The organism is Streptomyces sp. NPDC052701 (assembly GCF_040678355.1).
Classification (GTDB): Bacteria; Actinomycetota; Actinomycetes; order Streptomycetales; family Streptomycetaceae; genus Streptomyces.
In genome coordinates, this window is the sequence record NZ_JBFATO010000051.1 from 14,873 (window position 1) to 28,298 (window position 13,426).

General features: G+C 73.3%; 13 protein-coding genes. 6 read left to right on the plus strand and 7 right to left on the minus strand.

Features of this window, described 5'->3' with window-relative positions; genetic code table 11:
• The first annotated feature begins 238 nt into the window (after positions 1-238).
• Together erm(O) and mgt are read left to right on the plus strand one after the other, a co-directional pair.
• Entirely contained in the window at positions 239-1,030 is a 792-nt protein-coding gene (gene erm(O), locus AB0L29_RS33400; RefSeq protein ID WP_365832747.1) for a 23S rRNA (adenine(2058)-N(6))-methyltransferase Erm(O), read from the plus strand.
• 39 nt (positions 1,031-1,069) lie between these two features.
• A complete protein-coding gene (mgt, locus tag AB0L29_RS33405) occupies positions 1,070-2,275 on the plus strand; it encodes a macrolide-inactivating glycosyltransferase (RefSeq protein ID WP_365832749.1) in 1,206 nt (401 codons plus the stop codon).
• A gap of 246 nt (positions 2,276-2,521) precedes the next feature.
• Here the strand turns inward: mgt and AB0L29_RS33410 are convergent, their stop codons facing one another.
• Positions 2,522-4,768: an MMPL family transporter gene (locus AB0L29_RS33410; protein ID WP_365832751.1), complete on the minus strand. Its 2,247-nt coding sequence runs from the start codon at positions 4,766-4,768 to the stop codon at positions 2,522-2,524.
• Between the two features lie 408 nt (positions 4,769-5,176).
• Between AB0L29_RS33410 and AB0L29_RS33415 the strand changes: the two genes are divergently transcribed.
• Positions 5,177-5,725: a DUF1697 domain-containing protein gene (locus tag AB0L29_RS33415; protein ID WP_365832753.1), complete on the plus strand. Its 549-nt coding sequence runs from the start codon at positions 5,177-5,179 to the stop codon at positions 5,723-5,725.
• The gene (locus tag AB0L29_RS33420; protein ID WP_365832755.1) at positions 5,718-6,098 is read left to right on the plus strand and encodes a nuclear transport factor 2 family protein; all 381 of its coding nucleotides are present in this window, start codon (positions 5,718-5,720) and stop codon (positions 6,096-6,098) included. Before AB0L29_RS33415 ends, AB0L29_RS33420 begins: the two co-directional genes overlap by 8 nt.
• 25 nt (positions 6,099-6,123) lie before the next feature.
• On the opposite strand, the gene AB0L29_RS33425 is transcribed toward AB0L29_RS33420, so the two are convergent.
• Positions 6,124-6,966, minus strand: a complete 843-nt coding sequence (locus AB0L29_RS33425; RefSeq protein ID WP_365832757.1) for an aldo/keto reductase — start codon at positions 6,964-6,966, stop codon at positions 6,124-6,126.
• 46 nt (positions 6,967-7,012) lie between these two features.
• Here AB0L29_RS33425 and AB0L29_RS33430 point away from each other — a divergent pair, with 46 nt between their 5' ends.
• Both AB0L29_RS33430 and AB0L29_RS33435 read left to right on the plus strand, forming a co-directional pair.
• Positions 7,013-8,029, plus strand: coding sequence for a 2-dehydropantoate 2-reductase N-terminal domain-containing protein (locus tag AB0L29_RS33430; RefSeq protein ID WP_365832795.1), 1,017 nt, complete (start codon positions 7,013-7,015; stop codon positions 8,027-8,029).
• A gap of 7 nt (positions 8,030-8,036) precedes the next feature.
• Positions 8,037-8,267, plus strand: coding sequence for a hypothetical protein (locus AB0L29_RS33435; RefSeq protein ID WP_365832759.1), 231 nt, complete (start codon positions 8,037-8,039; stop codon positions 8,265-8,267).
• Positions 8,268-8,315: 48 nt separating this feature from the next.
• On the opposite strand, the gene AB0L29_RS33440 is transcribed toward AB0L29_RS33435, so the two are convergent.
• From AB0L29_RS33440 to AB0L29_RS33460, 5 genes are all read right to left on the minus strand, one after another.
• On the minus strand, positions 8,316-9,056 hold the full coding sequence (locus tag AB0L29_RS33440) for a sirohydrochlorin chelatase (protein WP_365832761.1): 741 nt from the start codon (positions 9,054-9,056) through the stop codon (positions 8,316-8,318).
• 4 nt (positions 9,057-9,060) lie between these two features.
• The gene (locus tag AB0L29_RS33445; protein WP_365832763.1) at positions 9,061-9,954 is read right to left on the minus strand and encodes an ABC transporter permease; all 894 of its coding nucleotides are present in this window, start codon (positions 9,952-9,954) and stop codon (positions 9,061-9,063) included.
• Positions 9,941-10,729 (minus strand): ABC transporter ATP-binding protein, encoded by a 789-nt coding sequence (locus tag AB0L29_RS33450; RefSeq protein ID WP_365832765.1) that lies wholly within the window; start codon positions 10,727-10,729, stop codon positions 9,941-9,943. The genes AB0L29_RS33445 and AB0L29_RS33450 overlap by 14 nt, the downstream gene beginning before the upstream one ends.
• A 36-nt stretch (positions 10,730-10,765) precedes the next feature.
• A complete protein-coding gene (locus tag AB0L29_RS33455; protein ID WP_365832767.1) occupies positions 10,766-11,872 on the minus strand; it encodes an aliphatic sulfonate ABC transporter substrate-binding protein in 1,107 nt (368 codons plus the stop codon).
• 219 nt (positions 11,873-12,091) lie between these two features.
• Entirely contained in the window at positions 12,092-13,426 is a 1,335-nt protein-coding gene (locus tag AB0L29_RS33460; protein ID WP_365832769.1) for a GTP-binding protein, read from the minus strand.

Consider the following 13,426-nt stretch of genomic DNA (forward strand, 5'->3'; position numbering starts at 1 on the left):
GGCCGGGGCTGCGTCCACGCCGTCCGCGTCCGCCGCGGCCCCGGTGCCCTGACCGGCCCGGGGACCCCCGCCCGCTGACGGCACCGCCGCAGAGGGCGTCCCCTTCACCGGCGTACGCCGTGACACACGCACGCGCCCGGCGCGTGCCCGTCCGGCGTGCCGTCGTTCCCCCTGTCTTCCGGTCGGGGCCTTCGTCCGCCCGTCACGCCCCCGCACGGAAAGACAAGGACCGCAGGCCATGGCCCGCCCCGCCCGGCGTTCCCGCGCCCTCTCGCAGAACTTCCTCACCGACCGCGCCACCGCCCGCCGCTTCGCCCGGCTCGCCGTCCCGCAGGGGCGGCCCGCGCCCCTGCTGCTCGAAGTCGGCGCGGGCGAAGGCGCGTTGACCGACACGCTCGCCCCGCGCTGCCGGGAACTGCACGCGTACGAGATCGACCCGCGGCTCGTGCCTGTGCTGCGCGCCCGCTTCTCCGGCACGCCCCACGTCCGCGTCGTGGGCGGGGACTTCCTCGCCGCCCGGCCTCCGCGCACCCCGTTCTCCGTCGCCGGGAACGTGCCCTTCTCGCGCACCGCCGACGTCGTCGACTGGTGCCTGCGGGCACCCGCCCTCACCGACGCCACCCTCCTCACCCAGCTGGAGTACGCCCGCAAGCGCACCGGGGACTACGGCAGCTGGACCCTGCTGACGGTCCGGACCTGGCCCCGCTACGACTGGCGGCTGCTCGGCCGGGTCGGCCGGCACGCCTTCCGGCCGGTGCCGCGGGTGGACGCCGGGATCGTCCGCGTCGAGCGCCGCCCCACCCCGCTGCTCGACGCCGCCGCCCACCGGAGCTGGTGCGACCTCGTCGAGCTGGGCTTCTCCGGCGTCGGCGGCTCCCTGCACGCCTCCCTGCGCCGGGCCCATCCGAGAAGGCGGGTGGACGCGGCGTTCCGGGCCGCCCGGCTGGATCCGGGGGTGCTCGTCGGGGAGGTGGCGCCGGAGCGCTGGCAGCGGCTGCACCGGGTGCTGGCGCTCCGGGACCGCGAATAGCGGTTGCACGAGACGTATCGTCTCGCTTACGGTCGGGACATGACCAGTCCCGCTCACATCGCCATGTTCTCCATCGCCGCCCACGGCCACGTGAACCCGAGTCTCGAGGTGATCCGCGAGCTCGTCGCACGCGGCCACCGGGTGACCTACGCCATCCCGCCCGTCTTCGCGGAGAAGGTCGCCGAGACCGGCGCCGAGGTGAAGCCCTGGAACTCGACGCTGCCCTCGCCCGACGACGACCCCGAGGACTGGGGGACCACGCTGCTGGACAACATGGAGCCGTTCCTCGACGACGCGATCCAGGCGCTGCCGCAGCTGATCGCGGCGTACGAGGGCGACGAGCCGGACCTCGTCCTGCACGACATCACCTCCTACCCGGCCCGCGTCCTCGCCCACCGGTGGGGCGTGCCCGCGATCTCCCTGTCGCCGAACCTCGTCGCCTGGGAGGGCTACGAGGAGGAGGTCGCCGAGCCGATGTGGGCGGAGCCGAGGAAGACCGAGCGCGGACGCGCCTACTACGCCCGCTTCCGGGCGTGGCTGGAGGAGAACGGGATCGCCGAGCACCCGGACCCGTTCGTGGGGCGTCCCGCCCGCTCCCTCGTCCTGATCCCCAGGGTGCTGCAGCCCAACGCCGACCGGGTCGACGAGACCGTGTACACCTTCGTCGGCGCCTGTCAGGGCGACCGCACCGCCGAGGGCGGGTGGCAGCGGCCCGCCGGCGCCGAGAAGGTCGTGCTCGTGTCGCTGGGGTCGGCCTTCACCAAGCAGCCCGGCTTCTACCGGGAGTGCGTCAAGGCCTTCGGCGACCTGCCGGGCTGGCACCTGGTGCTCCAGGTGGGCCGGCACGTCGACCCGGCCGAGCTGGGGGAGGTGCCCGCGAACGTGGAGGTGCGCTCCTGGGTCCCGCAGCTGGCGGTCCTAAAACAGGCCGACCTGTTCGTCACCCACGCCGGCGCGGGCGGCAGCCAGGAGGGACTGGCCACCGCCACGCCGATGATCGCCGTACCGCAGGCCGTGGACCAGTTCGGCAACGCGGACATCCTCCAGGCGCTCGGCGTCGCCCGTCACGTCCCCGCGCAGGACGCGACCGCCAAGACGCTGCGGGCGGCGGCCCTGGCGCTCGTCGACGACCCGGAGGTCGCCCGCCGCCTGAAGGACGTCCAGGCGGAGATGGCCGAGGAGGGCGGCACCCGGCGGGCCGCCGACCTCATCGAGGCGGAACTGCCCGCGCGCCGCACGGCGTAGGGCACCGGGCCGCGGCCCGTCCGGTCCCGGACATCCCGTGGTCCGTCCGGTCCCGGACACACCGTGGTCCGTCCGGTCCCGGACACCCCGTGGTCCGTCGTCCCGTCACAGGTACGCCCTCGTGCCGGTCCGCGTCCCGTGGACGACCGCCCGCTGCCGGCCCGGGGGACCGGGCCGGCCGGACGGCGGACGAGGGCTCGCCGGTTCCCCCGGGAACCGGCGAGCCCTCGTCGCGGGAAAAGGGGTTCAGACCTTCAGGGGTTCGCCCTCGCCCCGCGCCCCGGGCGCCGCGACGGCCTCCGCGGACTCGTCGTGGGTGAGGTCCGGCAGCCGGTGCAGCCACTTCGGCAGGTACCAGTTGCGTTCGCCGAGCAGTGCCATCACCGCGGGGAGCAGCACGCCCCGGATGATCGTCGCGTCGATCAGCACCGCCGCCGCGAGGCCGACGCCCATCTGCTTCATGGACTGCATCGACAGCGTCCCGAAGATGGCGAACACGGCGACCATGATGACCGCGGCGCTGGTGACGACCCCGGCCGTGGTGACCACGCCGTGCCGGATGGCGTCGTTCGTCGTCCGGCCGCGCAGCCGCGCCTCGCGGATCCGGGAGACCACGAACACGTGGTAGTCCATCGACAGGCCGAACAGGATCACGAACAGGAACAGCGGCAGCCAGGTGATGATCGCGCCGACGCCCTCGGCGCCCACCAGGGACGCGCCCCAGCCGTGCTGGAAGACGGCGACGAGGATGCCGTACGCCGCGCCCACCGACAGCAGGTTCAGCACGATCGAGGTGACCGCGATCGTCAGCGAGCGGAACGACAGCAGCATCAGCAGGAAGGCGAAGACCACGACGAACACGAAGACCGGGACGACCGAGCCGACCAGCTGGTCGTTGAAGTCGTGCGAGCCCGCGACCTGGCCGGTGACGGGCGCCTCGACCCCGTCGACCTTGCCGAGGGTGGCCGGACGCACCTCGTCGCGCAGCTTCTCCAGGCTCGCGCCCGCCTCGTCCTGGTCGGAGCCGCCGACCAGCGGGACGTAGACGAAGGCGACGTTCTGCGCGTCGTGCAGCCTGATCTCGACCGGGCCGCGCGAGGCGCCCGAACTGATCGCCCGCTCCCGGAAGTCGGCGAGCGCCGCCTTCACCTCGGGCGCGTTGATGTCCCGCGCCTTGACGACCACCTCGGCGGGCTCGGAGCCGCCGGGGAAGGCCTCGTTGACCCGGTTGTAGGTCTGGACGATGGGCAGCGAGTCGCCGAACTCCTGGTCCAGGGTGAGGTTCTGGGTCTTCATGCCGAGCGCGGGAGCGGCGACCGCCAGCAGCGCACCGGTCGCGACGACGACCGAGACCACCGGCCTGGCGAGGACGCGCCGCAGCACCGCCGTCCAGAACCGGCTGTCGCCGCCGCCGCTCGTCCGGCGCCGGCGCAGGAACGGCAGACGCCCCTTCTCGACGCGCTCGCCCAGCAGCGACAGGAGCGCGGGCAGGACGGTCACGGAGCCGACCATGGCGACCGCCACGACCATCAGCGAGGCCAGGCCCATCGCCTCGAACTCGGCGAGCCCGGTGAACAGCATGCCCGCCATGGCCACGCACACCGTGACACCGGAGACGACGATCGCGCGGCCGCTGGTGGCGGCGGCGATCCGCAGGGCCGTCTGCGCGTCCCGCCCGGCCGCGCGCTCCTCGCGCTCGCGGCGCAGGTAGAACAGGCAGTAGTCGACGCCGACCGCCAGACCGACCAGCAGCATCACGGAGTTGGCGGTGTCGCTCATCGGCATCACGTGGCTGACCACGCCCATCAGGCCCATCGTCGCCATGATCGCGGTGATCGCCAGCAGCACCGGCAGCAGCGCCGCCACCAGCGCGCCGAAGGCGATGAGCAGAATGCCGAGGGCCACCGGCACCGCGGAGTACTCGGCCTTCCGGAAGTCGTCCCCGAACGCGTCGTCGAACGTCTTCATCATGCTGGCGCCGCCGATCTCCTCGATCCGCACCGCCCCGTGGTCCTCGCGGACGTCCTCGACGGCCTTGAGCACCGGCTCGACCCGCTCGCCCGCCGTGTCGGCGTCGCCGCGCATGTCGAACTGCACCAGCGCGCTGCGCCCGTCCTTGGAGATCGTCCGCGTCTCGTACGGCGAGGTCACGTCCGTGACCTCACCGGTCCTCTCCACCGCCCGCATGACGGCGGTGACCGCGGCCCGGAACTCCTCGTCCGTGGCCCGCAGGCCGTCGTCCTTCGCCTGGACCAGCACGGTCTCACCGGCCGGCTCGTCGATCCCGGCGTCCTCGACGATCTTCGCGGCGGTGTGCGTCTCGCCCTTCAGCTGGTCGCTGTCCTTGACGTCGACCCGGCCCGCCGCGGAGCCGAGCCCCATCGCCAGGACGACGAACAGCACCCAGATGCCGACGGCGGCCCATCGGTGCCGGGCGCTCCATCCGCCGGCCCGCGCGGCGACGCCCCGCACCCGTGATTCTCCGTTCCCCATGACGGGCCGTCCCCTCGTGTGCGGCGACGGCCCCCTGCCGCCACCTTCCGTTTCGAAGGTATGGGCCGGATAAGGACTTTTCGTCGTGCTGCCCGGTGAGGTACCGGGGCCGGTTCTCATCCCTTCGGCCTTCACCTCCTCGGTACTGGGGATGACCGTGGCCCCTTACATCTACCGGGCGTCTCGGGGCCGGTGGTCAGGGACGGGGCCCGCGGCCGCGCGCCGGGGTGTCCGGTCCGTCGACGAAGATCCTCTTTGTCGTTGCACAACGTTGTTGAATAAGTCACAGGTGCGCGTAGCGGTTGATCCCCACCCCGCCGGTCGGCCAGAGTTTCGCGCATCCGCCCTGTGCGGAAGCGGCCGTCGTGCCCGCCCCCACGGGGCACGACGGCCGCCTATCGTGGGCGGATGACGACGACATACGCGGCGCTGCTGCGCGGGATCAACGTCGGCGGCAGCAGGAAGGTCCCCATGGCGGAGCTGCGCACGCTCCTGGAGGGCCTCGGCCACGGCGGCGTCCGCACCTACCTGCAGAGCGGCCAGGCCGTGTTCACCACCGGCCGCGGCGACGAGGCGTCGCTGGCCGCCGGCATCTCCGGGGCGATCGAGCGGCACTTCGGCTTCCGCGCCGACGTGATCGTGCGCGACCACGCCTATCTGAAGGCGGTGGCCGACGCCTGCCCGTTCCCGGCCGCCGGCCTGCAGCCCAGGCAGCTGCACGTCACCTACTTCTCCGGCCCCGTCGACGCCGGGCGCTTCGCGGAGATCGACCGGGCCGCCTGCCTGCCCGAGGAGTTCCGGCTCGGCGACCGCGCGCTGTACCTCTACGCGCCCGACGGCCTCGGCCGCTCCCGGCTCGCCCAGCTTCTCGCCCGGCCCCGCACGACCAAGGGCCTGATCGCCACCACCCGCAACTGGAACACCGTCGTCAAGCTCGTGGAGATGACCGGTGCCTGAGCCCACCACGGCCGTCGACGCCGTCGTCCGGCGCGAACCGGCCCTGCTCGACCCGCAGGTGCGCCGCTCGCCCGCACGGCTCGGAGCGCTGCTGCACCCCGACTTCCACGAGTTCGGCGCGTCCGGGCGGCACTGGGACCGCGCCTCGGTCATCGCCGCGCTGACCGAGGGTGGGGAGACCGGCCCGGGGACCGCGCCCGTCGTCACCTCCCGCCCGCGGGGCGTGCAGCTCGCCCCCGACGTCGTCCACCTGACCTTCGCGACCGAACACCACGGCAGGCGGGCACACCGCAGCTCGCTGTGGCGGCTGACCGGGGACGGCTGGCTGCTGTACTTCCACCAGGCCACGCCGTTCGGCACCCCGCGGGCCTGACCGCCCGGCCGGGCCGCCCTCCGCCTCAGGCCCCCGGCGCGTCCAGACGGGACAGCTCCTCCGGGGCGAGCCGCAGGGCCGCCGCGTCCAGGTTCTCCTCCAGGTGCGCGAGGGAGCCCGTGCCGGGCGTCGGGCAGAGCACGGGGGAGCGGTGCAGCAGCCAGGCCAGGGCGACCTGGCCCGGCGTGGCCCGGTGCGCGGCGGCGACCGCGGCGCACACCGGGTCGGCCGTCAGCGCCCCGTTGCCGAGCGGGAACCAGGGCAGGAACGCGATGCCGCGCGCCTCGCACAGCTCCAGCAGCGGCTCGAAGGAGCGGTCCAGGAGGTTGTACCGGTTCTGGACGGACGCGATGTCCGCCAGCTCCAGGGCGGCGGACAACTGCTCGGCGGTGACGGTGTCCAGGCCGATGTGCCGGATCTTGCCCTCGGCCCGCAACTCCTCCAGCGCGCCCAGCTGTTCGGCGAGCGGCACCGCGGGGTCCAGCCGGTGCAGCTGGTAGAGGTCGATCGTGTCCCGCCGCAGCCGCCGCAGACTCGCCTCGCACATCGCCCGCAGCCGCTCCGGCCGCCCGTCGACGTGCCAGGCGCGCTCGCTCGTCCGCACCACCCCGCCCTTGGTGGCGACCACCACGTCGGCCGGACAGGGACGCAGGGCCCGCGCCACCAGCTCCTCGGCGACCGACGGGCCGTAGTTGTCGGCGGTGTCGATCAGGGTGACTCCGCGCTCGACCGCCCGCCGCAGCACCGCCACCGCGTCCCGGGCGTCACCGCGCGGGCCCCAGTAACCGGGACCGGTGAGCTGGGCGGTGCCGTAACCGAGGCGGCGCACCGGAAGATCACCGCCGAGCACGAAAGCCTGATCGATCATCTGCCGGAGGCTACACCCCCGCCTGTGCGAGGCTGCTCCCATGCGGATGCGCTACATCGTCATCGGAGCGGGGGCCGTCGGCGGCGCCGTCGGCGGGCGGCTGGCCCAGGCCGGACACGAGGTGGTCCTGGTCGCCCGGGGCGCCCACCACCGGGCGCTGCGGGAGCGCGGACTGCGGCTGCGGGTGCCGGAGGGCGACCTGACGTACCGGCTGCCGGCCGTCGACCGGCCGGAGGCCCTCGGCGAGCTGCGCCCCGAGGACGTGCTCGTCCTCGCCGTCAAGACGCAGGACACCGAGACGGCCCTCCAGGCGTGGGCCCCGGCCCCGGTCGCGGGCGGGGGCACGGCCGCCGAGCGGCTTCCGCTGGTCTGCGCCCAGAACGGCGTCGAGAGCCAGCGCCGCGCCCTGCGCCGCTTCCGCCGCGTCTACGGCGTCTGCGTCTGGCTGCCGGCGACCTTCGTCGAACCGGGTGTCGTCTCGGCCGCCGGCACCCCGCTCACCGGCGTCCTGCACCTCGGCCGCCACCCGCACGGCACGGACGACACGGCCCGGCTGATCGCCGCGGACCTGGAGACCGCGCGGTTCGAGGCACCGGTCGTCCCCGACGTGGCGCGCTGGCAGTACGCCAAACTGCTGGGCAACCTCGCCAACGCCCTGGAGGCGGTGGCCGGTCCCGCCGACGGCGAGGAGGCCCGGGCGCTGTACGCGCGGGTGCGCGCCGAGGGGGAGGCGGTGCTCGACGCCGCCGGGATCGCGTACGCGAGCCCCGAGGAGCAGCGCGCGGCCCGCGGCGACAAGGTCCGCCTGGTGCCGCCGGCCGGCGCCCCGCGCGGCGGCGGCTCCTCCTGGCAGTCCCTGGCCCGCGGCACCGGCACCATCGAGGCCGACCACCTCAACGGCGAGATCGCCCTCCTCGGCCGGCTGCACGGCGTCCCCACCCCGCTGAACGACCTGCTGCAACGGCTCGCCAACACCTTCGCCCGGGAGGGCAGGGAAGCCGGCTCCATGCCGATGGCGCAGCTGCTGAGCCTCGCCGACCGGGCCTGCGCGCCGGACCGGTGAGAACGACGTGGAGCGGGCCGGGACGCCGTGCCGCACCACGGCCGGCGCCACCGGCACGACCCACGCGGCACCCACGCGCGCCGGCCTCTGCCCCGGCCCCGCCTGCCCCTTCTGCCCCTTCGCCCGGACCACTTCCCGCCGGCTGCCGGAGGCCGAGCGCGAACGCCCGCCCGACCTCGGCTTCCGCGTGACGAGCCGCTTCCCGCACGACGCCGGCGACGAACTCCCCGACGGGTAACGGGACCTGGCCGTCGAACCGAAGCGGACGCGTCCCGGGACAGCACACCTAGGCCCCGACCGCCGCCGGCACCGGCACCCGGGCCGCGTCGTACCGCTCCAGCAGCACCCGGGCGACCTCCGGCGCGGCGCCGAGCACACCGCCGAGGACGTCCGCCTCCGCCGCGCCCCGCGCGATGCGGTCCGGCAGGAAGCCGGGGGCCAGGACGTACGGGGCGACCGCGACACGGGCGCAGCCCAGCGCCCGCAGCTCCCGCACCGCGTCCTGCGTGCGGGGCAGGGACGCGGAGGCGAACGCGGGCCGCACGGCGCACCAGCCGGTGCGCCGCCACTCCCGCGCGATGCCGGCGATCACCGCGATCGCCTCCGGGTCGGTGGACCCCGCCGAGGCCAGCACGACCCCGGTCGAGGACTTGTCGGCGGGGTCCAGCCCCGCCTCGTACAGTCGGCGTTCCAGCGCCGACAGCAGCAGCGGCGAGGGGCCCAGCACCTCCGCCTGGCGGATCCGCAGCTGCGCGGGGGCGTCCGCGAGGACCGCCGGGATGTCCGCCTTCGCGTGGAAGGCGCGGGTGAGCAGCAGCGGCAGGGCCACCACGTCCCGCACGCCCTGGACCGCCAGCGACTGCAGCATCCCCTGCACCGAGGGGACGTTGAAGTCCAGGAAGCCGGTCTCCACGCGCAGGCCGGGGCGCAGCGACCGGACCCGCCGCACCAGGGCGTGCACGGTCGCGGCGTGCCGCGGGTCGCGGCTGCCGTGGGCGATGACGAGGAGCACCGGCTGCTGGATCATGGCGTCAGCCCTTCACCAGCAGGCCGCGGCTGCGCAGCACCCACCGCTCCAGCGGGCTGAAGATCAGCAGGTCGATCGCGATGCCGACGATCAGGATGAGCAGGATCGCCTCGAACACCATCGCCATGTCGCTGGCGTTGCGGCCGTTCTCCAGCAGCTGGCCCAGGCCGACGCCGAGGTCGGGGAAGGACGCGATGATCTCCGCGGCCATCAGCGAGCGCCAGGAGAACGCCCAGCCCTGCTTCAGACCGGCCACGTAGCCGGGCAGCGCGGCCGGCAGCACGATGTGCCAGGTGCCCTTCAGACCGGTCGCGCCCATCGTGCGGCCCGCCCGCAGGAACAGGGGCGGCACCTGGTCGACGCCCGACACCAGGCCGTTGGCGATGGAGGGGACCGCGCCGAGCAGGATCACCGCGTACATCATCTGGTTGTTCAGGCCCAGCCAGATCACGGCCGGCGGCACCCACGCCACCGACGGCAGCGACTGCAGACCGGACAGGATCGGGCCGATCGCCGCGCGCACGAACTTCACCCGGGCCACCAGCAGACCCAGCGGGGTGCCGATGAGGAGGGCGAAGAAGAAGCCGAGCAGGCCGCGCGAGACGCTGGTCCAGATGTAGCCGAGGAGTTCGCCCTCCAGCCACGCCTGCCGCACCACGTCCCACACCGCGCCCGGCGAGGGCAGCTTGCTCGGATCGTCGACGACCTCGAACGAGACCAGCGCCTGCCACACCGCCAGCACCAGCGCGATGGCGGTGAGGGGCGGCAGGACCTTCTCCCGGAAGGTCTGCCGGAACGGCTTGCGGGTCTGCTGCACCGTCTCCAGCGCGTCGAGACCCGCCTCCAGGCCGGCGAGGTCGTTGCCGTCCTTGACGGCCGTGGTGTCAGTGCTGGCCATGACGGCGGATCTCCCCCCGGAGTTGTTCGGTGATCTCGACGGACAGTTCCGCGACGGCGGTGTCCTCGATCCGGCGCGGCTGCGGGATGTCCACCGTCCACTCGCGCGCGATGCGCCCCGGGCGGGAGGAGAGCAGGATCACGCGCTGGGCGAGGCGCACCGCCTCGCGCACGTTGTGCGTGACGAACAGGACCGACACCCGCGTCTCGCGCCAGATCCGGGTCAGTTCGTCGTGCAGCACGTCCCGGGTGATGGCGTCGAGCGCGGCGAACGGCTCGTCCATCAGCAGCAGCTTGCTCTCCTGCGCCAGTGCGCGGGCCAGCGCCACGCGCTGGCGCATCCCGCCGGACAGCTCGTGCACCCGCTTGCCGTACGCGCCCTTGAGCCGTACGAGCTCCAGCAGTTCCTCGGTGCGCTCGCGCCGCTCGTGCTTGGCGACGCCCCGCAGCTTCAGGGCCAGTTCGATGTTCTTGCCCGCGGTCAGCCACGGGAAGAGGGCGTGCTCCTGGAACATCAGCGCCGGGCGTCCGTCCGTGCTGATCTCCCCCGCGGTGGGCCGGTCCAGGCCCGCCACCAGGTTGAGCAGCGTGGACTTGCCGCAGCCCGAGGCCCCCAGGAGGGTGACGAACTCGCCGGGCGCGACATCGAGGCTGATGTCGTCCAGCACGAGCTGCCGCCCGGCGGGGCCCGGGTACGACTTCGAGACGTGCTCGATCCGCGCGGCGTGCGTGGCCGCCACGGTGCCGTCGGCGGCCTTGGCGAGGGTCGTGGCCATGGTCGTCACCTCCTGGGGACTCATCGGGGTGCGGGCTTACTTCGCGCCGAGACCGGCGTCGTCGACCGGGCTCCCGCCCTCGGCCTTGAGGACCTTGTTGAGCACCGAGAGGTCGTAGATGCCCCGCAGGTCCGGCTTCTCCAGCAGCCCGGCCTTGACCGCGTGCTCCGCCTCGGTGCTGAGGGTGGAGGCCAGCGGGTCGTCGATGAACTCGATCGACTTCCACGCCGGGTCCAGCACCTCGGCCGGCAGCGCCTTGCCGGAGTCGGCCTCCAGCTGCTTGTTGGCGGAGGCCTTCGCCTCGCCGGGGTTGGCGTTGATCCACTTGTTGGTCTCGACCGACGCCTTCAGCACCGCCTCGACGGCCTTCGGGTGCTCCTTGAGGAACTTCTGCGACACGATGATGTTCGTGATCACGAACTTGCCGCCGGGCCACAGCGTCTTCTCGTCCAGCAGCACCTTGCCGCCCTCGGCGACCAGCTTCGAGGCGGTCGGCTCCGGCACCCAGGCGCCGTCGATCGAGCCGGCCCTGTAGGCGTCCGGGGTGACCTTGTTGTCGCTGCGCACGACGGTGACGTCGCCCTTGCCGCTCTGCGGGTCGACCTTCCAGCCCTGCTCCGCCGCCCAGTTGAGGAACGCCACGTCCTGGGTGTTGCCGAGCTGCGGAGTGGCGATCCTCTTGCCCCTGACGTCCTTCAGGGACTTGATCTTCTCCGGGTCGACGACGAGCTTCACACCGCCGGAGGCCGAACCGCCGATGATGCGCAGGTTCTTGCCGCCGGACTTGGTGTAGCCGTTGATCGCCGGGGACGGGCCGATCCAGCCGATGTCGATGGAACCGGAGTTGAGGGCCTCGATCTCGGACGGGCCCGCGTTGAAGGTCGCGTACTCCGCTTTGGTGGCGCCCAGTTCCTTCTGGAAGAAGCCCTGCTCGCGGCCGACGAGGGCGGTGCCGTGGGTGAGGTTGCCGAAGTAGCCGATCTTCACGGTGTCCAGGCCGTCGATCTTCTCCGCCCCGGCGGCGACCTTCTGGTTGGTGTTGTCGTCCTCGGCCTCGGAGCCGTAGCCGCAGGCGGCGAGGGTGAGCAGGGGGAGCGCGGCGGCGGCCGCGACGGCACGGCGCAGGGCGTTGCTGGCAGGCACGGGAGGCTTTCCTCTCGTTGGCCCGGCGGTCACGGTCTGTCAGGTCGTGGCCGGGAGGTCGGCAGGTTTCGTCTACGGCGGTGGGGTGAGGGTGCGCGGGCAGTGCGCGTACGTCACCGCACACATCGCGCCACTCCGCCCTGCCCGCTGCCGAGGGCGCCGCTGCCGACCCGGCCGCCCTCCTTCGCGAACGTGGAGTAGAAGTCGAGGGGGTTCACGTCAGAAGTCCCACCCGTCGTCCTCGGCCTGGTCCCTGACCGGCTCCGGGGAGGCGAACGACTCGCCGACCATGCCCGCGGTGAGCGTGGTGCCGTCGCCGGGGTCGATCAGGATGAACGAGCCGGTGCGGCGCGAGTCGGCGTAGGAGTCGGCCGGCAGCGGCTCGGCGGTGCGGATCTTCACGCGGCCGATGTCGTTGGCGACGAGCCGTCCCGGGTGCGGGTGCAGGGACAGGTCGTCGAGGGTGAGGCGGGAGGGGATGTCCTTGACGATCGCCTTGACCGTGCGGGTGCCGTGCTTGAGCAGCACACGGTGGCCGACGGTCAGCGGCTGGTCGGCGACGTGGCACACGGTCGCCTCGATGTCCTGCGTGGTGGCGGGCGCGTCCTTGCTGGGCACGATCAGGTCGCCGCGCGAGATGTCGATGTCGTCGGCGAGCAGGAGGGTCACCGACTGCGGGGTCCAGGCGATGTCGACCGGCTTGCCCAGCAGGTCGATGCCGGTGATCCTGGTGGTGCGGCCGGACGGCAGGACCGTCACCGGGTCGCCCACCCGGAAGGTGCCCGCCGCGATCTGGCCCGCGTACCCCCGGTAGTCCGGGTGCTCGGCGGTCTGCGGGCGGATCACGTACTGCACCGGCAGCCGCGCGTGGCAGTGCGCCAGGTCGTGGCTGACCGGGACGGTCTCCAGGTGCTCCAGCACGGTCGGGCCGCCGTACCAGTCCATGTTCGAGGACGGTTCCACCACGTTGTCGCCGGCCAGCGCCGAGATCGGGATCGCGGTGACCTCCGGGACGCCCAGCTCGGTGGCGTACGCCGTGAACTCCTCGGCGATCGCGGCGAACACCTCCTCCTCGTAGCCGACCAGGTCCATCTTGTTGACGGCGAGGACGACGTGCGGGACGCGGAGCAGGGCGGCGATGGCGGCGTGCCGGCGGGTCTGCTCGACGACGCCGTTGCGGGCGTCGACGAGGACCACCGTCAGCTCGGCGGTCGAGGCGCCGGTGACCATGTTCCGGGTGTACTGCACGTGGCCCGGGGTGTCGGCGAGGATGAACCTCCTGCGCGGGGTGGCGAAGTAGCGGTACGCCACGTCGATGGTGATGCCCTGCTCCCGCTCGGCCCGCAGGCCGTCCGTCAGCAGCGCGAGGTCCGGGCCCTCCTGGCCGCGGCTCGCGGAGACCCGGGCCACCGCCTCCAGCTGGTCGGTCAGCACCGACTTGGAGTCGTGCAGCAGTCGGCCGACCAGGGTGGACTTGCCGTCGTCGACGGAGCCGGCGGTGGCGAACCGCAGCAGGGTGGTCGCCGAGAGCTCCTCGGTCGTGGTGGTGCTCAT